The organism is Proteocatella sp. QWL-06, assembly GCF_058684135.1.
Map to the genome: position 1 here is coordinate 2,447,680 of NZ_CM178755.1, position 24,827 is coordinate 2,472,506.

At 43.0% G+C, this 24,827-nt stretch carries 23 protein-coding genes; 13 read left to right on the forward strand and 10 right to left on the reverse strand.

The features are described 5' to 3' along the window. Positions 1-2 precede the first annotated feature (2 nt). From AC4PGZ_RS11670 to AC4PGZ_RS11690, 5 genes are read right to left on the reverse strand one after another with little or no spacing between them, the layout of a single operon-like run. Positions 3-440, reverse strand: a complete 438-nt coding sequence (locus AC4PGZ_RS11670) for a Fic family protein (protein WP_492158787.1) — start codon at positions 438-440, stop codon at positions 3-5. After that, entirely contained in the window at positions 441-1,460 is a 1,020-nt protein-coding gene (locus AC4PGZ_RS11675; RefSeq protein WP_492158788.1) for a hypothetical protein, read from the reverse strand. A 24-nt stretch (positions 1,461-1,484) separates the two neighbouring features. Continuing rightward, positions 1,485-2,687: a restriction endonuclease subunit S gene (locus AC4PGZ_RS11680; RefSeq protein ID WP_492158789.1), complete on the reverse strand. Its 1,203-nt coding sequence runs from the start codon at positions 2,685-2,687 to the stop codon at positions 1,485-1,487. After that, entirely contained in the window at positions 2,684-4,642 is a 1,959-nt protein-coding gene (locus tag AC4PGZ_RS11685) for a type I restriction-modification system subunit M (RefSeq protein ID WP_492158790.1), read from the reverse strand. Before AC4PGZ_RS11685 ends, AC4PGZ_RS11680 begins: the two co-directional genes overlap by 4 nt. Positions 4,643-4,667: 25 nt before the next feature. Continuing rightward, positions 4,668-4,880 (reverse strand): helix-turn-helix domain-containing protein, encoded by a 213-nt coding sequence (locus tag AC4PGZ_RS11690; protein WP_492158791.1) that lies wholly within the window; start codon positions 4,878-4,880, stop codon positions 4,668-4,670. A gap of 439 nt (positions 4,881-5,319) precedes the next feature. Between AC4PGZ_RS11690 and AC4PGZ_RS11695 the strand changes: the two genes are divergently transcribed. From AC4PGZ_RS11695 to htpG, 8 genes are all read left to right on the forward strand, one after another. Beyond that, positions 5,320-7,629: a phage/plasmid primase, P4 family gene (locus tag AC4PGZ_RS11695; RefSeq protein ID WP_492158792.1), complete on the forward strand. Its 2,310-nt coding sequence runs from the start codon at positions 5,320-5,322 to the stop codon at positions 7,627-7,629. Positions 7,630-7,810: 181 nt separating this feature from the next. Beyond that, positions 7,811-8,098, forward strand: coding sequence for a hypothetical protein (locus tag AC4PGZ_RS11700; RefSeq protein WP_492158793.1), 288 nt, complete (start codon positions 7,811-7,813; stop codon positions 8,096-8,098). After that, positions 8,085-8,300 (forward strand): hypothetical protein, encoded by a 216-nt coding sequence (locus AC4PGZ_RS11705; RefSeq protein WP_492158794.1) that lies wholly within the window; start codon positions 8,085-8,087, stop codon positions 8,298-8,300. Before AC4PGZ_RS11700 ends, AC4PGZ_RS11705 begins: the two co-directional genes overlap by 14 nt. A gap of 31 nt (positions 8,301-8,331) precedes the next feature. After that, positions 8,332-9,264: a phage major capsid protein gene (locus tag AC4PGZ_RS11710; RefSeq protein WP_492158795.1), complete on the forward strand. Its 933-nt coding sequence runs from the start codon at positions 8,332-8,334 to the stop codon at positions 9,262-9,264. A 178-nt stretch (positions 9,265-9,442) separates the two neighbouring features. Then, positions 9,443-9,616 (forward strand): transposon-encoded TnpW family protein, encoded by a 174-nt coding sequence (locus AC4PGZ_RS11715; RefSeq protein WP_492158796.1) that lies wholly within the window; start codon positions 9,443-9,445, stop codon positions 9,614-9,616. Between the two features lie 74 nt (positions 9,617-9,690). Beyond that, entirely contained in the window at positions 9,691-11,343 is a 1,653-nt protein-coding gene (locus AC4PGZ_RS11720; RefSeq protein WP_492158797.1) for a recombinase family protein, read from the forward strand. A gap of 195 nt (positions 11,344-11,538) precedes the next feature. Beyond that, entirely contained in the window at positions 11,539-11,691 is a 153-nt protein-coding gene (locus tag AC4PGZ_RS11725) for a YvrJ family protein (protein ID WP_492158798.1), read from the forward strand. 99 nt (positions 11,692-11,790) lie between these two features. After that, the gene (gene htpG, locus AC4PGZ_RS11730) at positions 11,791-13,632 is read left to right on the forward strand and encodes a molecular chaperone HtpG (RefSeq protein ID WP_492158799.1); all 1,842 of its coding nucleotides are present in this window, start codon (positions 11,791-11,793) and stop codon (positions 13,630-13,632) included. Between the two features lie 129 nt (positions 13,633-13,761). On the opposite strand, the gene AC4PGZ_RS11735 is transcribed toward htpG, so the two are convergent. After that, a complete protein-coding gene (locus tag AC4PGZ_RS11735; RefSeq protein WP_492158800.1) occupies positions 13,762-14,217 on the reverse strand; it encodes an 8-oxo-dGTP diphosphatase in 456 nt (151 codons plus the stop codon). A 161-nt stretch (positions 14,218-14,378) separates the two neighbouring features. Between AC4PGZ_RS11735 and AC4PGZ_RS11740 the strand changes: the two genes are divergently transcribed. Continuing rightward, entirely contained in the window at positions 14,379-15,260 is an 882-nt protein-coding gene (locus tag AC4PGZ_RS11740; RefSeq protein ID WP_492158801.1) for a sensor histidine kinase, read from the forward strand. Next, on the forward strand, positions 15,257-16,540 hold the full coding sequence (locus tag AC4PGZ_RS11745) for a sensor histidine kinase (protein WP_492158802.1): 1,284 nt from the start codon (positions 15,257-15,259) through the stop codon (positions 16,538-16,540). Before AC4PGZ_RS11740 ends, AC4PGZ_RS11745 begins: the two co-directional genes overlap by 4 nt. Positions 16,541-16,543: 3 nt before the next feature. Here AC4PGZ_RS11745 and aroB read toward each other — a convergent pair whose 3' ends face one another. Beyond that, entirely contained in the window at positions 16,544-17,716 is a 1,173-nt protein-coding gene (gene aroB / locus AC4PGZ_RS11750; protein WP_492158803.1) for a 3-dehydroquinate synthase, read from the reverse strand. 146 nt (positions 17,717-17,862) lie between these two features. On the opposite strand from aroB, the gene AC4PGZ_RS11755 reads away from it, so the two are divergent. Continuing rightward, the gene (locus AC4PGZ_RS11755) at positions 17,863-18,294 is read left to right on the forward strand and encodes a hypothetical protein (RefSeq protein WP_492158804.1); all 432 of its coding nucleotides are present in this window, start codon (positions 17,863-17,865) and stop codon (positions 18,292-18,294) included. Positions 18,295-18,330: 36 nt separating this feature from the next. After that, the gene (locus tag AC4PGZ_RS11760; protein ID WP_492160275.1) at positions 18,331-19,866 is read left to right on the forward strand and encodes a methyl-accepting chemotaxis protein; all 1,536 of its coding nucleotides are present in this window, start codon (positions 18,331-18,333) and stop codon (positions 19,864-19,866) included. 139 nt (positions 19,867-20,005) lie between these two features. Here AC4PGZ_RS11760 and pyrG read toward each other — a convergent pair whose 3' ends face one another. From pyrG to AC4PGZ_RS11775, 3 genes are read right to left on the reverse strand one after another with little or no spacing between them, the layout of a single operon-like run. Further along, the gene (gene pyrG, locus AC4PGZ_RS11765) at positions 20,006-21,685 is read right to left on the reverse strand and encodes a CTP synthase (protein WP_492158805.1); all 1,680 of its coding nucleotides are present in this window, start codon (positions 21,683-21,685) and stop codon (positions 20,006-20,008) included. Between the two features lie 14 nt (positions 21,686-21,699). Then, the gene (locus AC4PGZ_RS11770) at positions 21,700-22,272 is read right to left on the reverse strand and encodes an ANTAR domain-containing response regulator (protein WP_492158806.1); all 573 of its coding nucleotides are present in this window, start codon (positions 22,270-22,272) and stop codon (positions 21,700-21,702) included. A gap of 17 nt (positions 22,273-22,289) precedes the next feature. Further along, positions 22,290-23,543: a glutamine synthetase family protein gene (locus AC4PGZ_RS11775; protein ID WP_492158807.1), complete on the reverse strand. Its 1,254-nt coding sequence runs from the start codon at positions 23,541-23,543 to the stop codon at positions 22,290-22,292. Positions 23,544-23,801: 258 nt separating this feature from the next. Between AC4PGZ_RS11775 and asnA the strand changes: the two genes are divergently transcribed. Next, positions 23,802-24,809: an aspartate--ammonia ligase gene (gene asnA, locus AC4PGZ_RS11780; RefSeq protein WP_492158808.1), complete on the forward strand. Its 1,008-nt coding sequence runs from the start codon at positions 23,802-23,804 to the stop codon at positions 24,807-24,809. The last annotated feature ends 18 nt before the right edge of the window (positions 24,810-24,827 follow it).

Genomic DNA, 24,827 nt, shown 5'->3' on the forward strand with positions numbered 1-24,827 from the left:
TCCTAACTAATCGAATTATATATGTCCAGTTTTAATTCCTCATCGGTTTCATATGTGCCATCCATAATTGAAGCCATTATTCGATGCAATAAGTCCTTATCAATTTTACCTGCAGCAACCTGATAACTGATATTCTCTGTGATCTCAAAAAACCGTTTGGCAACTGCCATATAACCGTTCAGCAATAAAAAGTAAGCCGAAAGGGTAATTGCCAAACGTTTATTTCCATCTTCAAAACAATGAAACTCACAGGTGCAGAAAAACAAATGTGTCAGTTTATCCACAAACGTAGGATAGTAATCATCATTTTGGATATTTTGCAAAACACTGTCCAATCTTCCTAAGTCAAAGTGCCCCAATGCACCGCCTCCACTATATTGAACAGTCTTTTGATGTGTGGATACTGCTTGTTCAAGCGAGAAATAAATTATACTGTCCATTTATTCACGCTCCTTTAAGCGCTTCAAAACGGCCTGATTTTCTTCCATTAGACGTTCAAGCTCATCGCCTGCCGCACCAAGAAACTTTTCATATTCTTCTTTATCTAAGGGTTGAATATATTCTGATAACTGGTAATGAAACGCATCTCTGAGTGCCATATCTCGGCTTGCCATCTTGATCCTTCCACGGTGAATTAAGGGTTTCCATAATGCCATTTTTTCAAATTTCTCAAATAAAGCCTCGACTTCTTTACATGATAGCAAGCGATCTCTTTTTTCATACTCTTCCTTAATAGCATCTGCTAATCCGCATTCATAAGCTGCGATAATATCTAAAATTTCACTATAAAAAGTATCTCGTACTTTGTCGCTGGCTTTTAAATCAAGTATCTTTTTATATTCTTTGGCTTTTTCTTTGAATATACTGACATAAATAAGGTCAGTGAAATGTGCATACTTAAACCGATCGTCAACCACATAATGCTTCAAAGCATCGGTAAATTGCCGCCGATAATTATCTTCCTGTAGAGAAGCAGAAATATAATCTTTATCTCGCTGATTAATGTATTTAGTCGCTCCACCGGTCTTTTTGTTAATCAAATCAATCACAATGTCCAGCATCATTTGACGTAAAATTCTAGCTTTTTCACTTTCAGAGAGAAGCATGGCAAGATTTAGAAAAGCGCGAAAATTAAATACGCCCAGCACTGTAATTTTGGTAGGGACATTAATGTCCTTACCAAAATTCTCTTTCATTGCTTTTAGAAAATCTTTAAGTTGCTTGCCTTTTAATACTCTATAACCATTTTTTGTCAATTCATCATTGTACTGCTCTATATATCTACCAATGGTGCGGATATCAACCTCGAAGAGTTCAGAGGCCATTTCACGAGTAAACGTGATTTCTCCATCCCAGAGAATTCCTTTAAAATTTGATTTATTTTGAATCTCAACTATCGCGAGTTCGTTGTTCAAAATATTTTGTCTGTCTATATGTGAACTTGTTAAATCTTTTGGCATCTAAATATTCCCCCTCTCATAAGGCTACACCTCGATTTCTCCACTCATTAACTTAGGGAGCAGTTTATCACGAGCCTCAATTAATTGTTCATTTTGTTTGCTAATATTTAAGATATAATCAAATATTGGCTCAGCAAACACATTGAACTTTTTGATTACTGTTTCATCTGGAAACAATAGTTTTATATTCTCAAATTTTGTTTTATTCACATTTGTCATTGTGGCACCATTACTGCCGACACCTTCAAGTAATGATTTTATTTCTTTCATTACAAAGAACAAATAATATAAGTTATCTTCGTCATTCAATACAATAGAATTTATCTGTTGGTTAGTTTGACATCTATCAAAAGCTATACATACAAGCCCTACGGTTGCGATACAAGAAACCATAATACTTTTTGGTGGCAAATATTTATTCTTTTGTATATCGGCACCTTTTTTAGACAACTTTATTTCTGTTTTTAAAGAATAAACCACACCATGCATATCTGGTATCTTTACAAATGGGATATCATTACCGTAATTATCAGTTTTAGCGGTAGATGGAGTTTTCCCTGTAATAACCTTACCCATGTCCTTAACAGTAGCAATTTCCCACCCCTGCGGCACCCCGTCTACTATTTTCGTGGTCTCGTGGCCGGGGAAGCGAAGATGAACAAACCACTCTTTATAAAGCCGCATTGCCGCTTCTTCCAACAGCTTGATTTGCTTTTGGTTATTTTCGATCAAATCGTCATAGGCAGAGAGGATGTCAGTTATTTTTTTCATTATAAAGCAATCTTGAACAGGTATTTGTAAATTACGAAGCTGAGTTAAAGAGACAAATTGCTGACTTGAACCTTTTTGATTGCCAAACAACTGTCCTCTACCGTCAGGACTACAAAGATAGTAATATAGCCATTTAGCTTTTTGCTCATCTCCACACTTGAACAAAGCAACATTTTTAATAGCATAATTAGGTTGCTCTTTAACAATGGCCGCTTCACCTATAGTACCAATCATGGACATCAAAATATCCCATTGCTCTACCAAACTTCGCTCGTTAATTTTGTAAAAGTCTCTTTCTGATATAAAATAGCCCTCTTCAGAATTTATTTGACCATTTTTAATATGCTTAGAAGTTACCAATCGGTAACCGGAATTTGTTTGTTTTGGAGTATCATGTGTACCATCACGTACCGAATCACAAAATTCTGAAGCTAATATGTAACTATTTGTTATCATAACCCTAACCCCTCGAAATTCGCCGAAATGGTATCCATTAATTGGTTTGACTCTGCCTGCAAAGCCACCAACTCCTTATGGATTTCTGCCATTCTTTCCTCAAAGTTTTCGTCATCTTCCTTTACAGGGGCAACGCCCACATAGGCACCCGGGGTCAAGCTCCAGTTTTTTTCTTCAATTTCATCAATGGTTGCCAGTTTACAGAGTCCGAGAATATCTTCATATGTACCCTCGCCAAATTTATCCGTGAGCCATTTGGCTTCTTTAATCACTGTGCGGCAAGCTTTGATTTGTGAAACTACTTCCTCTATACGGGCAGAAGCTGCCTTTTTGAAGCGCTCCCAAGTGGTTGCGGTTTCGTCTATGGATTTTGCCAGTTCTTTTGCCTCGTCCTTTTCTAAACTATCACCATACTCAATAAAGGCTTTTAGGGATGAATTAAGTTCTGCGGTATAATGCTTTAGCATCTCGTTTAAAGGTATCAGCTGATTAATATGCTCCACATGGAGGATGGTATCAGCTACTTGCTGACGCAATGCCATAAGCTTCTCACCATAACCGTTTAATAATACCGATAGTGCCTCGAATTGCGTATCTAATTCATAACAGTCACCTATGATTTGAGCACGATAATCCATCAGCAACTTTTCATACTTATCTACTTCTCCCCGATAGAGCCAGACGATGGCATTTAGATTTTTCATCTGCCATTCGCTCCACTCGTTAAGAGTGCGGTCTACAACAGTGTAATAATTACGTGCATCTATAAAAAGCACTTTATCCTTAAGCTCTCCTTTTTTACCTTTGTCGAAAAACCAAAGAGAACAAGGGAGCGAAACCTTATAAAAAAAGTTGTTTGCCACAGATATCATACAATCAACATGGCCGGTTTGAATAAGCTGCTTCCTGATTTCTCGCTCTTTATTTCCGCTGTCCGTTGCAGACGCTGCCATAACAAAGCCGGCACGACCCATATCATTTAGATAGGCATAAAAATATGAAATCCAAAGATAGTTGGCATTGGAGACTTCTTTTTTTGCATTTACACCCGGTAAACCAAAGGGCAAACGCCCGGCATTTTGCGTAGATTCCGACTTCACCTTGTCAACATTAAAGGGTGGATTGGCCATGACATAATCACAGCAGCCTTCCAAATTATGGGCATCGTGATAAAAGCTGTTTGCTTCATCACCGGATTTTATTTTTGCGTTTAACCCGTGTACAGCCATGTTCATGATACAGAGCTTGGCGTTAAACTCTACTTTTTCCTGTCCAAAAAACGTCATAGCCGAATTTGCGTTAACTCCCTCGGCATTGACAAAATCACTGGAAGATACAAACATTCCTCCACTTCCGCAAGCTGGATCGAGCAAAGTTCCGTGTGTAGGCTCAATAATGTTGACAATCATTTTAACCAGAGATTTGGGCGTAAAGAAAACGCCATCATCTGATGCAATAGCAGAGGCAAATTTATTGAGAAAGTACTCATATATCCGCCCAAGGATGTCATCGTTGATTTCGTTAAGAGCACTATTATTAAAGATACGTAGCAATTCTTTCAAAAGATCATTTCTGAAAGAAGTATATGTTTTTGGCAGTATACCTTTTAATTGTGCACTTTCCCCTTCAATAAGTTCCATTGCTTCATTAACAGCTTTGCCGGAATCAGCATCGTCCGGCAGATTCAACAGATAATCATATCTTGCTTTCTCCGGCAGAAAGATGGCACTTTTTTGTTTAAAGTCGCTGGCCTCAACTGGAAGCACACGCCCATTTCGCATAGGGCGGTCTTTTAGTATTTCTGTTTCGACATATTTGAAACGACTGTATGCATAACGCAAAAAGATTAAGCCGAGAACCGGCATACAATATTCTTGAGAACTCAGTTTCGAGCCTTGTCGTAAAAGGTCTGCAGATTCCCAAAGTTCAGACTCAAGTTTTCTGATGTTTATCATATAATTATCACCTTGCATGAAGGATTCATGCTTTTTCCTCTCTTTTCATTTCCAAAATATCGCATATATCGCAATCCAACGCAGCACATATTTTTTGGAGTATTTCCGTATTTACATTTTCATTTCTGCCAAGCTTGGTGATTGTTGCCGAGCTGACACCAGCAAGACTTTGAAGGTCTTTCTTCTTCATATTTTTATCAATCAACATTTTCCATAATTTGTTGTAATAAATCGCCACTTTTGCACCTCCTGCAAAATATCCTCAATTACAAAATATATCCAATATTATATCATCAAATCATGGCAATAACAATAAAAATATTTAATATCGCAGGAATTTTGATTTAATTTCTCGGTTTATCTGCTTTTCTTCGACATCCGTAACTTTACGGGTGTCATTTTTGTTTTCTGAAGGTTCGAGAGAATTCGATTTTTCGCATGTAGGTAAAAGACAAAAAGTTTTTCCAAAATCGTCAGATTTACTCTTTCCCCATGGCTACAAAGTAGGGACAAAAATATTTTTCTAAAAAGTCGTTCAAGTTTGCGATAACTGTCCTGTGAATAGTGAGGGGGTTAAATATTTCGGCTATTAGTAGAGGAAAGAAAATCTCCCTCTGAACATATCATCTGTCCTTTGAATAGCAGAGCGGCAGAAATACCTAAGGAGGAACAACAAAATGAATTTTAACAACATTCCCCAGTATGTCAAAGACAATGCCGAGTTCTGCTGCTGGCGGTACGAGACCGTAAATAACAAACAAACCAAGGTTCCATATAACCCAAGGACAGGGATCAGAGCCAGCGTATCTGAGCCTTCAACCTTTACTGATTTTACTACTGCTGTTGCAGCATCTTCGAACTACAGCGGTATCGGAATCCGTGTATCAAATGGCATTATAGGCATCGACCTTGACCATTGCATCAAAGACGGCACAACACTGCCGTGGGCACTTGCCATTGTTCAGAAGTTCCCACAAACATATATCGAAATTAGCCCAAGCGGTACAGGCTTGCGTATTCTTTGCTTAGCTTCGGATGGATACACATACGATACAGAAATTTACTACATCAAGCGAGGTAATATCGAAGTCTATGTTCCCAATGTCACCACACGCTTTGTGACCGTCACAGGCAATGTGTATCAAAACGGCGATGTCATTGAATGTGCAGAAGCCTTGCAATGGCTGCTCGACACCCACATGAAACGCCCTACTCCAAAAGTGTCTGCGGAAATCATGGAGAGAGAAAGTTACTTATCCGATGAGAGCGTACTGGATAAGGCTTTGACCGCCAAGAACGGCGAGAAGTTCAAAAAACTGTGGGAGGGAGAAATAACAGGATACCCCTCACAGAGCGAAGCAGATCAGGCACTCTGTTCTATTCTCGCTTTCTATTGTAATGGAAATTATGAGCAGATAGACAGACTGTTTCGGCAGTCCAGTTTGATGCGTGACAAGTGGGATAGCCGCCGTGGCGGTGATACCTACGGCAGTATCACCATTCAAAATGCCGTCAGTGGTATGACAAATTTCTATACACCTATCATTCGAAACAGTGCCATCGAGGACTTTGATGAACAGATGCCACGGCTTGAGGAAATGAAACTAGAGAACACAAGCCAGTATCCCTGGACAGATATTGGTGCAGGCAGACTGTTTGCAGACTTCCATAAAGACACCCTCCGCTATGTGCCGGAACGCAGGATGTGGTTCTGCTACGAGGATGGCATTTGGAGATCGGATGTCGGGAATCTGAAAGCGATGAAGCGATGTATGGACTTGGCAGACCTTCTGTATATGTACGCTCTGAATATCAAGGATGAGCATAAGCGGAAAGGTTATATAGACCACATTAAAAAATGGCAGTCCCACGGCTACCGCGTGAATATCCTCAAGGATGCACAGGTACACCATCCCATATCCGTTAAGGAGTTCGATGCTGATTCTTACGCTTTCAACTGCAAAAACGGCACCTTGCATATGGACACAGGCACCTTTTCCGAGCATTGCAGCGAGGACAAGCTGACAAAGATAACACCTGTGAAATTCGAACCGGGTATTCGCTGTAAGCGTTGGGATTCATTCATCTATGAAATCACAAGCGGTGATGCAGAGAGAGCCCGGTTCTTACAGAAAATCCTCGGCTACGGTTTGACGGGAGATACCCGGCATGAATACATGACCATCCTCTACGGTGCCAGCACCCGGAATGGCAAAGGAACGCTGTGCGAAAGCGTGTTGAAGGTGTTCGGTAGCTACGGCTGTTCATCTAAGCCGGAAACCATCGCTATGAAGAACAGCACCAACAGTTCTCAGCCAAGCGAGGACATTGCAAGGCTTGCCGGAGTGCGCTTTGTAAATATCCCGGAGCCGGGTAAAGGCTTGGTACTCAATGCTGCGCAGGTGAAGAGCATGACGGGTAACGACACCATAAACGCAAGGTTTCTGCATGAAAATAGCTTTGATTTCAAACCTCAGTTCAAACTTTACATCAACACAAACTACCTGCCTGTTATCAATGATATGACGATATTCACCAGTGGGCGTATCATCATTGTTCCCTTTGAACGTCATTTTGAGGAAGCCGAGCAAGACCGAACGTTGAAGGACGAATTTGCTAAACCGGAAGTGCAATCCGCAATCCTAAACTGGTTGCTTGATGGCTATCGTATGCTAAACGCAGATGGTCTTGCATTGCCACAATCGGTAAAGAACGCCACTGCCCAGTATCACCATGACAGCGATAAAATCCAGCTTTTTGTTGAGGATTGTATGGAACAGGACGGAACTGCTGAAGAGCGCACTTCTACCGTATACGAAAGATACAGATGTTGGTGCGGCGAAAATGGTCAATATCCTGAAAGCATGAAGAATTTCAAGCAAAGTCTTGCTGCCGTTGCCGATGTCAAACGAAAGCGTCCACGCACCGGCGGTGAGAAAACCACAATGGTTATCGGCTACAAGCTGATATCTGAATTCTTAACATAAACACATGGGGCATTATGTGGCAATTAAATATGGTTATTTCAAAAATCAATATCTCTATAGAGGATTATATATATTTCCTGCCACAGCTTGCCCCACTGTGAACATGAAAGGCGGTGGTGCGTATGTGCTGATAAACCCTAACCCAGCTATCCCTTATTAAAAACCAGAGGAGGAAAAGAAGATGAAGCAATTCAGAATTATCGGCATGATGGATGCCTACAGCGAGATCACAAAACAAAGTAGTCCATCGGATTTTGGCGATGACCTCTATGATGGTGTCTCGCTGTACCGCCGCAAGGATATGAAACCGGTAGTGCTTTTCGTGAGCAAAAACGCTGAACCTGCTCAGTGGAAAGTTTTAGACGGAGCATCCGAGTTTTACTTCTGCTCATATACAGAAGCTACAAACTTCTGCAAGATGCGCGGATACATCTTCATGAAGGGAGGAAAACAGCATGAATCTGATTGATCTACTTTATGGCAGAAATCACAGCAGTTCCAAAGGCAAAATCCATCTTCGCAGCCGAACCAGTGAACCCGTGACTGTAACAAAGGAAATTCGCTATACCGTCACTGACGGGCAGTCTAATGTCCATGTCAACGGCTACGATGACCTATCAGAATACTGCCGTTATGCCGGATACACTTATCATTCCGGCAAAGCAGTATAAACTCACATCAAAATTTAAGGAGGAAAATATTATGAATTATACTGAAAGATTACTTTATACCGGCTCGCCAGAATATGACAAGCATTTCTGGAATGCCATGCGCGGCAGTGAGAGCAGTTATGCCGGACTCTCAAAAGGCAGTACTGAAACCGGCACTTATCAATTGCCGAATAGTGCCAGTAATAAGTACATGGCTGCTCTTGAAAAAGAAAGCCTGTTCCGCAATATCGGCACTTTCATCAAAGCCTATGGCTCTGGCCACCGTATTTTCGCCAAGGACAGCACTGACTTTGCCCAGTGGGTGGCGGAAGGTGAAGCCATCCCTATTTACGATGGGATTGATGATTTCACCATCAACACTGTGGATAGCTGGAAACTGGCTGCTTTCGTAAAAATGGACGAATCTTTTATACATGATGCCAGCTTCGATATTGAAAACTACCTGATTAACCGCTTTGCTAAGAACTTCGGGAGAGCTGAGGACAATGCCTTTATCAATGGCACCGGCATTCAAATGCCCACAGGGATCTTAAGCGATACCAATGGAGCAGATGTGGGCATTACTACCGCTCAAATCACCTACGATAATGTAATAGGTTTGTACTTTTCTGTAAAGCCGAAGTATCGTAAAAACGTCGCATGGCTTATGAACGATGAAACCGCTCTGGCTCTGCGCACATTGAAGGACAGTGCCGGGAACTATCTCTGGAGAGACAGCGATGATACTATCCTCGGTAAAAAGGTTATTATCTCCGAATATATGCCAAATACAGAAGTTGGCAGTAAGCCGATTGCCTTTGGAGATTTTAGCTACTACTGGGTTATTGGCAGAAGTCCGGTCAGTATCAAGACGCTTTCAGAGAAGTTTGCACTGAATGACCAGATTGGCTACCTTGCTTTTGAGTTCCTTGATGGAAAGCTTATCCGCCAGGATGCCATTAAAGTGTTGCAGATAGCTCTGTAAGCGGGCAATTAACAGTGAAAGTGTCTGAAAGTATGCATTAGGGCACTTTCACCACCCCTTTGGGGCTATTCCCCCGTTTGAATCTGCGTTTTTTCACACGAAGCCCCACACCGCTGTCCGATAATTTTTCACCCAGAGATGTGACCGCCCCCACCGGGTAGAAAGGAGATACGTAAATATGGCAGAATGCAAGACCACCCCTGTTCCTCATATCACAAAAACCATGATAGACGGAACGCTGTATATCGTTGAGGCAAAGGTCAGCGAGAACGCAAAGGAAACAGCTTATGATAAGGTGAAACGACTGATTCTAAGCAATTTAAAGTTATCCGAGTGTTCAAAGATTTCCTAAGAATATTACTCGACTTACCCGCAGTAGTACGGTAATATAACATCCGCTTGAGGGTTGTCGGAAAGGAGGAAAAAATGAATAGACAACCCAACACTACTGCGATGAATGAGAGCAAAATAACGGCGCTCTACTGTAGGCTCTCCCGTGACGATGAGTTACAAGGAGACAGCAACAGTATCATCAATCAGAAAGCAATACTCAAGAAATACGCTGATGACAACGGTTTCCCGAATACACAGTTCTTTGTGGATGATGGTTACAGCGGTACGAACTTTGACCGCCCAGATTTTCAACACATGGTCACTGAGGTGGACGCGGGCAATGTCGGAACCATAATCGTAAAGGATATGAGCCGTCTTGGAAGAGATTATCTGAAGGTAGGCTACTACACTGAGATAGCTTTCCCTGAAGCTGATGTTCGCTTCATTGCCATCAATAACGGTGTAGACAGTGCCAGTCAGCAGGATAGCGATTTTACACCATTCCTCAATATCATCAACGAATGGTACGCAAAGGATACGAGCAAGAAAATTCGAGCCGTGTTTAAGGCAAAAGGTCAATCAGGCAAACCACTCTGTACCAATCCTCCCTACGGTTATATAAAAGACCCGGAGGATAAGACACATTGGATTGTGGATGAGGAAGCAGCCGTCGTAGTTAAAGAAATATTCCACCTTTGCATAAGCGGTCTCGGACCCACCAAGATTGCTAACGAGTTGGAAAAACGGAAAATTGAAAATCCTGTTGCTTATGGTAAAAGAAAAGGCATCGCAGTTCCTGCAAAGCAAGCCTACGATGACCCGTATATATGGAGGGATTCCACAATTGCCCGGATGTTGTCAAGGCAAGAATACCTTGGACATACAGTGAATTTCAAAACGCGTCGTAAGTCCTATAAGCAGAAAAAGAAGATAAAGAATGACCCATCCGAATGGCAAGTTTTCGAGAATACGCATGAATCCATAATAGATGAGGAAACATTCAATATCGTGCAGAAAATCCGTGATGGCAGGCGCAGACTTTCCCCGATGGGCGAGATGGGCATTCTCTCCGGCATGATGTTTTGTGCTGATTGCGGAAACAAGCTGTACCAAGTGCGAGGGCGTGGTTGGGAGCATGATAAAGAATACTTTGTCTGTGCAACCTACCGCAAGAAAAAAGGCGGCTGCAGTTCTCATCAAATACGGAATATAGTTGTAGAGCAACTTTTATTACATCATTTACAACAGGTTACCACCTTCGCAAGGGAGCATGAGGATGAATTTATCAGGCTTGTGACAGACACCTCGGAGCGAGAACTTGAGCGGGAACTAAAAGATAGCCGCAAGGAATACGAACAGGCAAAGACACGTTTTGATGCTCTCGACAACATCATCCAAAAGCTCTATGAGGACAATGTGGTAGGCAAAATTTCCGATGAGCGTTTTATGAAGTTGACTGCTACCTATGAAACCGAACAGGCACAGCTACAAAACCGTGTTACAGAACTACAGCAATTCCTTGAAAGCACAAAAGAAAAATCCCTCAATGCTGAACACTTCCTGTCACTGGTGCAGAAGTACACAGACATCAAGGAATTGGATGCGGAGATAATACGGCAGTTTATTGAGAAAATCATTGTCTACAAGGCAGAGATAGTCAACGGTCACAGGAAACAGCATATTAAAGTGATTTTCAACTGTATCGGAGCAGTGGAACTTCCGAAGCCTCAAGAAAAAACGGCATAGCCGATATTTAAACCGACTATGCCGAATTTTTTAAGGGATTAAATCCCTTAGATGCGCCGCCGTTAGCCCGGTCTTTTTTTCGACCCAAAACAGCCTTCTTTTTTCTTTCAGTTCCCTTTTCCAGCATATCTGACCATATTTAAATATGATGCCTGAGCCTGGCTGCATATCAATAAATCCGGAAAGGAGAAAGAGATGGAAGACTTTATATTTCAGATGAGCAATTTCGGATTTCCTATAGCCGTAAGCATGTATGTGCTGATGAGGCTTGAAAGCAAGATGGACAGCCTCACTGAATCCATAAACGAGCTTACGCTTACGATCGAGAAAAATATCATAAAATCTTGACTTTTCATCGGTATTTGGTAAAATTATAATCAGGAGTTGGCACTCGTCGTCAAAGAGTGCTAATAAAACGTGAATATATTATGAAAAGGAGATATTTTTATGCAGACCAGACAATTTCAGGCAGAATCCAGAAGGCTTCTGGATTTGATGATCAACTCAATCTATACCCACAAGGAGATATTCCTCAGAGAGCTCATCTCCAACGCAAGCGATGCCATAGACAAGAACTACTACAGGATACTGACCTCTGAAAACGTGACCTTCGACAAGAATGATTTCTATATAAACATATCCATAGACAAGGATGCGCGTACCCTCACGATAGAGGATACCGGAATCGGAATGAATATGGAGGACATGGAAGAAAACCTCGGTACTATAGCAAAAAGCGGCTCGCTCGCATTCAAGCAGCAGATGTCCCAGACCGATTCTGAATCAAAGGACGAGATCGACATAATAGGACAGTTCGGGGTAGGCTTCTACTCTGCCTTCATGGTGTCAGACAGAGTTACGGTGATAAGCCGCAAGGCCGGTGAAGAAAAGGCCTTCAAATGGGTTTCAGAAGGCGCTGACGGCTACACCATAGAGGAATGTGAAAGAGAGCACGAGGGAACCACAATAATCCTTGAGATAAAGCACAATGCGGATGAGACCGACTATGACCAGTACCTTCAGGACTACAGGATCAGGAGCCTCGTGAAAAAATACTCCGACTTCATCAAGTACCCGGTGAAGATGGGCGAAGAAACGATAAACAGCATGGTTCCGCTATGGAAAAAGAACAAGTCTGAGATAACCGATGAGGATTACGAGAATTTCTACAACGAAAAGCACTTCGGCTTCGATAAGCCGCTAAAATCGATATACTACAGCGTGGACGGGGCTTCGAGCTTCACATCTATCCTTTATATACCGGGCAGAGCGCCGTTTGACTTCTATTCCAAGGATTTCGAGAGAGGTCTGGAGCTTTACTCCAATAATGTAATGATCATGCAGAAATGCCAGGACCTGCTTCCTGAGTACTTTGGCTTTGTTCAGGGTGTAGTGGATTCGCAGGATCTGTCGCTCAACATATCAAGAGAGCTGCTTCAGCACGACAGACAGCTTCAGTTCATATCCAAGAAGATTAAGGAAAAGATAAAGAAAGAACTGCTCTCGATGCAGAAGGATGAAAGAGAAAAATATGTAAAATTCTTCGAAGCCTTCGGAAGGACGCTCAAGTTCGGACTCTACAGCGAGTACGGAATGAACAAAGACATGCTCCAGGACCTTATAATGTTCTATTCCTCAACTGAAAAAGAGCTCGTGACGCTTAAGGAATATGTAGAAAGAATGAATGAGGACCAAAAATATATCTACTACGCTACAGGAGAGACTGTTGACAAAATAGCCAAGCTGCCTCAGCTCGAGGTTTTTGCAGACAAGGGCTATGAGGTGCTCTTCTTCACTTACGAGGTGGATGAATTCGCAATAAAGATGCTTGGAACATACAGCGAGAAGGAATTCAAATCCATTTCAAGCGGCGACCTGGATCTTGAAGCAAAGGATGACGAATCACAGGAGGACAGTCCGGAATCAGACGAAAATAAGGAGCTGTTTGATTTCATAGCGGAGTCCCTCGGTGGAAAGATAAAGTCCGCAAAAGCATCCAAAAAACTAAAGACCCACCCGGTATGTCTCTCAAGCGAGGGCGAGCTCTCCATAGAGATGGAAAAGGTGCTCAGCATGATGCCGGACGGCGCAGGTGCAAAGGCCGAAAAAATCCTCGAGATAAATACCTCACACAGGATATTCGAAACGCTCAAGGATGCATTCGCAAATGACAGAGAAAAGGCTGAAAAGATTGCAAGAGTGCTTTACAACCAGGCACTCCTGATAGAAGGACTTTCAGTGGAGGACCCTGTGGAATATGCAAATGATGTCTGCAGCCTCATGATGTAAAAAAATATGACCCGGATTTTTTTCAGGAAGTTTGATCCTGAAAAAGTTCGGGTCATCTGCTTTTTCTGTATTACACTGTAACTGATTTTTATGTATCCCGGTCCATTCATAATTCCGGCAGCCTTAAATCTATCTGTATTCCATGGGATTCTGCTGCGAGCTGTTCCACTGACTGAATCCTTCGCTGTAATTCTCAACAAGGAAAACCGGCAGGCACTCCTGAAAATTCTCCGAAAGCTCCATGCTCTCAAGCTTCTCCATCTCCGTCCAGAAAACTCTTCCTTCTCTTGCATTCTGAGACAGCTTTCCGCTGTAATCGCTCGTCCTGTAAAGAAATGCCAGGTATCTTTCATTGCTGTCCGTATTGCACCAGTGGATAACTCCGCAGTGCTTCAGATTCTTCACCTCAAGCCCAGTTTCTTCCCTTACCTCTCTTACTGCAGAATCTACTATGCTCTCTCCCTGTTCAACGTGACCCCCCGGAAAAGTAATCCCCTCAGGACTTTTTGTCCTTTCCTGAACCAGCACTCTGTTTGATTCTCTGTCCACAATCATCACCATATTTGTCAGTTCTACTTTCGCCATCACATCTTCTCCTTTTAATATCGCACTTTATTTAATCTTATCAAAAACTCTCAATAAAGTCACTACAAAACTGCTACTTTTGATAATCCCTCATATTGTGTTATACTATCATTGAAATATTAACCATATTTGAAATTTTTATATTACAGGGAATTATACATATGAACACTTTATATTCTGATTCAATCTATCTCATGAGCATCTTCATGAACATGATCCTGTCAGGCATAATACTGATTACGCTGACGCCCCTTGCGTATTCCTTAAAGGATACTGTTGCTGCAATGATATCTGCAACAGTATCCACAATGGTACTGATGAATGGCATGCTTTACTACATGGAATTTCCACTTCTCGAAGAGCTGCTTTGGCTAATCTCTGCTTTTTCGCTCTACATAACAGGCTATCTTCTGTCATCGGTAAGAGGATTCCGATTCACTTTTGTATTTCTGACTACGTATGTACTCAACCGGTTTGCGGCATTTATAACAGGCGGAGCGACATCGGCTCTCTCTGGCGGATATGCTGCTTATATCGCTGTACAGACTCTTATAATAGTCGCTTTCTTGCTTATACTGAAGACATATATAAAAAAGCCGTTCACCGACATGATTTATGAAATCCAGGAAAACTGGGGGACGCTGTGCATACTTCCCTTTCTCTTCAATATAGCACTTTTCAGGTTCAATGCCTTTTCGCTCCACTTTGACAGTGACATGCTTCATATAAGGATTAACCTTCTCCTGTTTCTTCTGTGCTTTATCATATATTACGTAATATATCTTTATTTCAGGGACATATCTTCGACCCTGCTGCTCCAGAAGGACGCGGAGATGCTCGAGCTTCAGAAGGAATATCAGAAAAAGGAATACATGGACGTGCTCAGTCGCCTTGATTCACTGCGGATATACCGGCACGACATGCGCCATCATCTTAATATGATAAGCTTGATGATCTCTTCAGGAGATGTCGATATGGCAAAAAAATACATCGAAGACCTTAACTGCAGATTTTCAGAACAAAATAATCATGAGGTGAAATGACAGTAATGGATCAGCTCTTAAATACAGTATCTCTTTTTACAGGAATAACTTATTTTTCAATAATAACATTTCTGGCAACTCCGCTTAGATACAGCGTCAGAAAGTCTTTGATTATAACGATTTTTTCAATTTTAATTAATTTTATTTTAAATATGTACTTCGTTTTGAGGTTTAATGTTGGGCTTCCTCACAGGATTTTCCTGCTGACCATCCCCGCCGTAATGTTCCTGTATCAGGACATGATTTCTTCGGAATCTGGCTACAGGCAGATATTCATCTTTTTCACTTCCTGGTGGATAAACCTCATGCTCATATTCTTTACCTCTGTTTCGAGAGTGCTGGCTCAGGGAGACAGCGTCTATCTTCTTATGGAGTTCTATACCTTCATGCTGATATGCAGTTTTGTGTTGTTCTTCTTTCGAAAATCATTTTTTGACATCATACACAGAATAGACAGAGGCTGGGCAAAATTTGCGACTATACCAGCATCATTCTGCATAATACTATTCCTGATTCACTCTCAGCCATTCAGCCCCAACTTTGATAACGACTATATACTTGTTAGCATACTGATATTTGCTATGGCGGTCTCTGTCTATAAAGTCATAAACGTGTATTTTCTTAATGCCTGCAGATACCAGGACAAGACCAAGGCAAACGAGATACTTCGTATTCACACCGAGTTTCAGAAAAAATCAGTAGACTCCATAAATCAGAAGCTCCGCGATCTTGAGGATTTTCGAAATCAGACCGTATCCATGTTCCAGGATATCTATGAGGCAATTTCTAAAAACGATGCCGAAAGATCCATCTATCACATAGCTGAAATTGGAGATACTATAAAAGCGTATGAATTTGAATATTTCTGTGAGAATTATGTACTGAACACCATACTTTCAAAGTACATACACAAGGCTCGGGAAGAGAATATCGATGTATCGGTAAGGGTTTCTGTACCTGAGTCTGTAAACATAGATGTTATTGAGCTCTGCCTTGTATTCTCAAATGCGATTGAAAATGCGATAAATGCATCTTTAAAAATCAAAAATGTCCAGGATAGAAAAATAAGCGTGCTTGCCAGCATGGCTGATGACAGGATATGCATCAGGATCATAAACCGCTTTGAAGGAAAGGTCCATATAATAAATGGCCTGCCTTATTCAGGCAGGCACAATCATGGCATAGGAACCAGGAGCATGATGTCGATAGCGGAAAAATACGGAGGCTTCTGCTGCTTTGAGGCTAAAGATAATGTATTCACACTCAATATGGTGCTCTGATCATTAACGCCTCTGTATTTCCTGGAGCGCCTCCAGTATCTGAGATGGAGTTTTCCTCTGGATTTCAGTAACTCCAATATCCTTCAGTACAATAAAGCTTATATATCCCTCTGAATCCATCTTCTTATCGCTCATGACAGATTCCGCTATGTCTGCAGATGAGAACGGAGTTTCTTCAGGCAGTCCGAATTCTCTAAGGAGTGAGGTAAGCATCGAGAGGAGCTCCTCCTTGTTTTCGCCTGAGAACATCTTTATGGCATATACCATTCCCGCAGCCACTGCCTGTCCATGCGTGTAGCCTTCATATCCGGAGAGCTTTTCAATTGCATGGCCTATGGTATGTCCAAAATTCAGCACATTCCTGATGCCCTTCTGATCAAGCTCATCTTTCTCTACGATATCAGCCTTTGCCCTTATGCATCTTATTATTATTTCAGTGAGGATACCTGAGCTTTTTTGTGCTGAGCCTCCCTCTGATATGAAATCCTGTATAAGGGGCATGAGTTCAGGATCACAGGCAATCGCATATTTTATGACTTCTGCCATGCCGTCTGCAAAATCTTCCTCGCTGAGGCTGTTCAGCAGGAGAGGATCTGCAATCACAAGATCTGGCTGATAGAAGGTCCCGACCAGGTTCTTTCCCTGAGCAAGATTGAGACCGCACTTTCCTCCTACAGATGAGTCTACCTGAGAAAGCAGCGTAGATGGTATCTGGCATAGCCTTATTCCTCTCATATATGTTGCTGCTGCAAACCCGGATATATCTCCTACGACTCCTCCTCCAAGAGCTATTATCAGATCATCTTTCGTTATCTGCGCTTCGGCAAGGCTGTCATATATGTCTGCAATCGTGCTCAGGCTCTTGCTGGCTTCTCCCGGCGGAATGACCGAGTAGCTTATCTCAAAATCAGGATATGCGATGTTTTCCTCATCAAATTCATACTCGGCCTCAGATTCACCATCTCCATATATACCATCAGCCGGTGCATATGCTATGTCTGCAAAATCTCCTATAAGTGTTTCCAGATACAGGCCTTCGACATTTTCGTCTGTTATTATATGCACTCTGTTCATCCTGAACTTCTCCATGCATATCTGCGCTGCCTGCCTGAAAATTCCCCGCTCTGCATATATCTCAGATTTCCTTACTGTTCCCTGTGTAGATAGCTCTATCATTCTTTTCTCCTTTATAATTCATTGAAATAAATTTAATTTTGATATATAATGTCTTTTATAACTGCTTCAATTCATTATATTACAATAATTGAAGTTTATAAATACAACAATTGCGAAATACATCAAAATTCAAGGAGGTAAAAGTATTGAAAAGCATCAAAACCAAGATTCTCACCATAATCGGAGGAATCATACTCGTTGCCATGCTCGTTACAGGAGGCTTTGTGATCAACAAGATCGACAAGGTAATAATGAGCAGCGAGAACTCCATCGCAAAGGTCTCTACCAATAATATCGTAGGAGATGTCAACAATTATTTTACGAAGTACATATCAATGGTTCAGAAGGCCGCAAGGGATGAGAACGTAATAAGAATTCTCTCTTCTGGAGTAGACAGGACCGAATTTACAAAGTCGCCATACTACGGCAGCACCCACTCGATGCTGGCAGCCTCTACTGCCACTGACAGCGAAAACATACTGTCCCTTTTCCTTGCCAGCTCAAAAGCAAACCTGGCGTTTGACGGAGGAGACTGGGTTGGAGACGAGAGCTTTGACCTTTCAGAGAAAAGCTACTAGTTTACGGATCAGGCCGACATAGATGCCGGATATATAATAACAGAGCCTTATCAGGACGTCGACACGGGCTCCATGGTGCTCACTATCTCAGCCCCGGTATACGATGGCTCCGAGATAGTCGGAGTAGCTGCCGTAGATATACAGATATCTGTGGTTAACGGCATGGTAACAGATGCTGAGAGCTCATATGAATCCGGTCATCAGATGCTGGTTTCCTCGCAGGGAACCGTGCTTGCACACAAGGATGAAGCCCTTGTCCTTAAGCCGGTGACTGAGATAGGATTCAGCCAGAACATGATAGACGAGATAAGCAGCCTCAGCGGAGAGGTGATTCATTTCAATGACGGAACAGAGGATTCGTATGGAATCGTCGGCGAAGAGAGTTATACCGGATGGAAGATAATCTCAATCGTCCCGGAAAAGGAATACACTCATGTAATCGACTCCACCCGAAACTATCTGGTTACATTCTATGCTTTCTGTCTCCTTCTTATTTTTGCAGCGCTCTTAATGACATCCCGAAGCATAGTGGCGCCTCTAAGAAGGCTGACTGAGATAACAAACGAGATTGCCGCAGGAAATCTCAACATAGAGATAGATGTATCGTCAGATGATGAGGTCGGACACCTTGCAAATTCATTGAAATCTCTCACATCAAGGCTTGTGAACTATATAGACTATATAGAGGAAATCTCATCCGCGCTCGATGATCTGGGCAACGGAAAGCTCGACATATCGCTTCAGCATTCATATGACGGAGAGTTTGCCGTGATAAAGGAATCTCTTCTCAAGACTTCATCAAACTTCAGCCATCTTATAGGCGAAATTGCACAGATATCGTCTCAGGTAGCAAGCGGGGCCGATCAGGTCGCTGGAGGATCGCAACTCCTTGCTCAGGGAACTACGGAGCAGGCAAGCTCAATAGAGCAGCTGGCAGCTACCATAAACGAAATCTCTGACCATGTTAACAAGAACGCACAGCATGCAGTAAATGCCGCTCAGTACGTAAAGACTGTAGGAGATGCAGCCAACATGAGCAATGAGAAGATGGTCGAGATGATAGAAGCTATAGAAGAAATAGACCTTAAATCATCTGAGATAGGAAAAATCATAAAGACCATAGAGGACATAGCATTCCAGACAAACATACTCGCGCTCAATGCAGCCGTAGAGGCAGCAAGAGCAGGAAGCGCAGGCAAGGGCTTCGCAGTAGTTGCAGACGAAGTAAGAAACCTTGCCACTAAATCTTCAGAGGCTGCAAAGAACACAACCGCTCTCATCGAAGATTCGCTCCGCGCAGTTAAAAATGGTACTGCTCTGGCGTCAGAGACAGGAACAGTACTTGAAGAAGTTATAGAGGGCGTTAACAAGACAGTATCGCTGATAGACCAGATTTCAGAGGCATCAAGAACTCAGGCTGATTCACTTTCAGAGACTCTCGAGGGCCTTGATCAGATAAGCACTGTGGTTCACACGAACTCCGCGACTGCAGAGGAAAGCTCTGCGGCAAGCGAAGAGCTCTCCAGCCAGTCAGAGATTCTGAAAGACCTTACCTCAAGATTTACTTTTTAGTACCATATCGGGAATTTACTATGATATCAGGAAGCTTATACTTTAAATTGCTGTAAAATTATAGAGGTGGACATGACGTCCACCTCTTTCTCTTGCTTTAAATATAAGATATTGTATAAATCTACAATCTTGTATAAATCTACAATCTTGTATAAATCTTTAATTCCTTACTTTTTTCTGATCTGTACTGCTTTGCTGCCTTTATAAAGCTCCTGAATAAAGGATGTGCCTTGTTAGGCCTCGACTTGAACTCGGGATGATACTTCACTCCCACAAAGAATCTGTTTGATGCCGTCTCTACTGCCTCTACGAGATTTCCATCAGGAGAGGTACCTGAGAAAACCATGCCCCCTTCGGTGAATTCATCTCTGTAAACATTATTGAATTCATATCTGTGCCTGTGCCTCTCCGAGATCTCGTTCGAGAAGTATGCATCTGCAAGCCTTGTATTTTGCATTACAATGCAGGGGTAAGCTCCCAGCCTCATGGTTCCTCCCTTTGATATCTCTCCGCTCTGGTCAGGCATAAAGTCGATTACCGGATGCTCTGTATCTCTGTCAAACTCTGCAGAGTTTGCAGTCTTTAGGCCAAGCACATTCCTTGCAAACTCTATCACTGCAATCTGCATTCCCAGACATATACCAAAATATGGTATGTCATTTTCTCTTGCGTAACTGCAGGCAAGTATCTTTCCTTCTACTCCCCTGTCTCCGAATCCGCCTGGCACAAGTATGCCATCCAGGTCTCCCAGCATTCTTTCCAGCCTTGATTCCTGATTTTCCTCCAGAGAATCCATTAAGCTGCTCTCAGGCATCATAAGCTCCTCTGCCTCTATCCATTTTATGTCTACTTTTGCGTCATTTTCAAATCCTGCATGCCTGAGCGCTTCTGCAACTGAAAGATAGGCATCATGAAGGCTTACGTATTTTCCTACTATCCCAATGCAGACCTCATCCGCTGCCCTGCTTCTTCTTTCGCACATCGCCTTCCACTGCGACATGTCTGCTTCCCCTGGATATATTCCCAGCTCTCTGCATACTATGCTCGAAAATTTCTGCTCCTCAAGCATCAGCGGAGCCTCATAAAGGTCCGGAAGCGTTATATTCTCTATGACGCAGTCAGGCTTTACATTGCAGAACAGAGATATCTTCTGCCTTATTCCTTCTCCTATGCTCTCATCGCTTCTCGTTACGATTATGTCCGGACTCAGTCCAAGCGATCTCATTTCTCTTACTGAGTGCTGAACCGGCTTTGACTTGTGCTCAGATGAGCTCTTAAGATACGGCACGAGCGCCACGTGTATGAAAAGGCAGTTTTCCCTTCCCTTTTCTATCGCTACCTGCCTTATCGCTTCAAGAAATGGCTGGCTCTCGATGTCTCCGACAGTCCCTCCGATTTCAGTTATAAGCACATCGGCCTGCTTCGTGGAAGATGCATTATATATGAACTGCTTTATCTCTCCAGTTATATGCGGTATGACCTGAACCGTCTCTCCAAGATAGTCTCCTCTTCTTTCTCTGCTGAGAACGTTCCAGTACACCTTTCCTGTAGTGAGGTTTGAAAATTCGTTGAGGTCCTCGTCTATGAACCTCTCATAATGTCCCAGGTCGAGGTCAGTCTCTGCGCCGTCTTCGGTCACAAAAACCTCTCCATGCTGATACGGGCTCATAGTTCCCGGATCGATGTTTATATATGGGTCCAGCTTCTGCGCTGCCACCTTAAGGCCCCTTGCTTTCAAAAGCCTTCCAAGTGAAGCCGCCGTTATTCCTTTTCCCAGTCCGGATACAACTCCGCCTGTTACAAATACGTATTTAGTCACTATCTGTCTCCTTATCAGTTTTCATACATGCTGAGTATCGTGTTTGCCACTTCTCTTCTGGTGATTCTCATATCCATGGCCTGTTTTTCAATATATCTGTGTGCCTGTGGCTCACTCATCCCAAGATACTGGATCAGCGCATGCTTGGCCCTGTCAATCAGCCTTATCTCGTCTATCTTCTCCCTCAGCCTCAGGTTTTCATCCTGAAAGCCCTGTATTCTCTTTCTTGTAGCCGTAAGCATCTTCATCGACTGAAGCAGTACCTGCCTTGAAAGCGGCTTTGGTATTACGAATGCTCCAAATTTTCCGGTCCTGTGCTCTACCTGGTCCACGAGCTCACTCTTTACTATAAGTGCTACTGCGCTGCTGCTCATCCTGCTGATTTCTTCCGCGAGATCTATCCCAAATTCATCAGAAAGAGGACAGTTTATAAGAACTATCCCCACATTGTCTTCTCTTATCTTCATTCTGGCCTCGGCCGAGCTTTTTGCTGTTATCATGCTGGAATATGGGGTCGACTTTAAGATGCTGCCAAGCATTTCTTCTCCCATGGATGCACTTGATACGATCATTATCTTCTCCAACATGATTACCTCTCAGTCTTTTAATCCTTTCTTTTTATGACAGTGTCTACAAATTTGTCCACAGTGCTTTCCGGAAGCACTGATCTGACAAAGCTGCTTTTTCGCATTGTTTCGACCGCTTCATAGAGATTTCCGGGAAGCACCCTGAGGCCTTCTCTTGCTTCGGCATTCTCGAACAGGTTTTCGTCTACCGGCTCTGGAAGCAAGGCTTTTTCTCTTATTCCTTCAAGCCCTGCATAGATGAGCAGCGCGAATGCTATATATGGATTGCATGTGCTGTCCGGAGAACGAAGCTCCATTCTCGCATATTCGCCTCCCTGCGCAGGAATCCGTATAAGCTGCGACCTGTTCTGATGGGACCAGCTGATATATTTGGGAGCCTCGAATGACCCAAATCTCTCATATGAATTGTGGCTCGGATTCAGAAAGGCCGTTATCTCCTCCACTCTGCACAGTATCCCTGCTATAAAGCTCTCTGCATCGTTTCTGTATTGGCTTTCTTCACTGAATATGTTGCCGCCGTCCCTGAAGAGCGACATATTTATGTGAAATCCGCTCCCGCTGACATTTGGGATCGGCTTTGGCGTAAAGCTGGCGTGAAGCCCGTTCCTCCCGGCTACCATTTCTACTACTGATCTGAAGGTTATGAGGCTGTCTGCCGTCTCCAGCGCATCGGCATATCTGAAATCTATCTCATTCTGACCTGGGCCCTGCTCATGATGCGATGATACCGGCTTTATCTCAAATTCCTCAAGCGTAAGACATATCTCTCTTCTTACATGCTCTCCCCTGTCTCTTGGAGGTATGTCCATGTAACCGGCGCTGTCATGAGGAATCGTCGTAGGCTCTCCATGCTCATCCAGCTTGAACAGATAGAACTCAGTTTCTGCTCCGATCTTTACTTCATATCCCATCTGAGTTGCTTCTCTGGTGGCCGCCTCAAGGATTTTTCTTGAATCTCCCTCATAAGGCCTGCCATCCGGGTATCTGATATTGCAGTACATCCTGAGAGCTCTTCCTCCACCGGGGCTCCAAGGGAGCACCGAAATAGTCGAAGCATCCGGAAAAAGAAAAAGATCCGACTCATTCACATTCATGAAACCCTTTACAGCAGATGCATCAAAAGAAATCCCGTACTTAAATGCCCTTGGCAGCTCATCTGCCATTATCGCCATATTTTTTTCTGTCCCGAATATGTCACAGAAGGCAAGGCGCACAAATTTTATATCATTCTCCTCTGCAAACTGCAGAACCTCATTAATGGTAGTATCCATGGCTTTTCCTTTCTAAAAAAGGCGTCCATCAAATCTGCCGGCAACCTGGTTTACCTGCACATCTGATGAACGCCTTTGTTCTTTCAAAAATTATATAATAATCAGAGGCTTCATGTCAACATAAATCATGATGATTTTTAAATTTTTTGAAAAAACAGTTGACAAAATATTCTGTATGCCATTATAATCTTTAGCATCAGCAATGGCGCTGCGGTTATTACCCGCGGCGTCTTTTTTTATACAGAAAAGGAGAAAATCATGAGCAAAGTTTATATCAGCCCCTCATACCAGCCTGCGCTCGGCCTGTATGAAACCCAGACTGCAATAGGAATACTTAAGAGAGAATTTGAGACAAGGCTTGCAGCTTCCCTAAATCTGAAGCGCGTTTCTGCTCCGCTTTTCGTAGACCCGCTTACCGGATTAAATGACAACCTTAACGGCACTGAGAGGGCGGTAAGATTTGACATAAAGGAAACCGGCACTGATGCAGAGGTAGTGCACTCGCTTGCAAAATGGAAGCGCATGGCGCTTCACAGCTACGGATTTGAAAGCGGCGAGGGACTCTACACAGACATGAATGCCATAAGGCGCGATGAAGAGATGGACAACACTCACTCCATATATGTAGATCAGTGGGACTGGGAGAAGGTAATATCCCCAGCTGAAAGAAACCGCTGCTATCTGATGGATACGGTAAAAAAGATCGTAGACTCAGCCGTAAATACCCACAATGTGCTGAAGAAGCAGTTCCCTCAGCTCGAGACTGAGCTCTCAAAGGATGTAAGCTTTGTTACATCTCAGGAGCTTGAAGACATGTACCCTGAGCTCTCGCCAAAGGAAAGAGAGAACGAGTTTCTCAGAGATCACAGGACTGCATTCATAATGAACATAGGAGATCTCCTCAGATCAGGCGAGCGGCACGACGGAAGAGCTCCTGACTACGATGACTGGAGCCTCAACGGGGATATACTTTTCTGGAACGAGACCCTCCAGTGCGCATTCGAGATATCCTCCATGGGAATAAGAGTTGATTCAAAGGCTATGGACTACCAGCTTTCAAAATCACTCTGCGATGACAGGAGGACACTGAAGTTTCATTCCATGGTTATAGACGAAGTCCTTCCTCTGACTATGGGTGGAGGAATCGGACAGTCGAGGCTCTCCATGCTGCTTCTTGAAAAGCTCCATATAGGAGAAGTACAGTCCTCGATATGGGATGAGGATACCCTCGACATCTGCAGCAAATCAGGCATTCCGCTTTTATAGATATTTGCTTACGAAAGG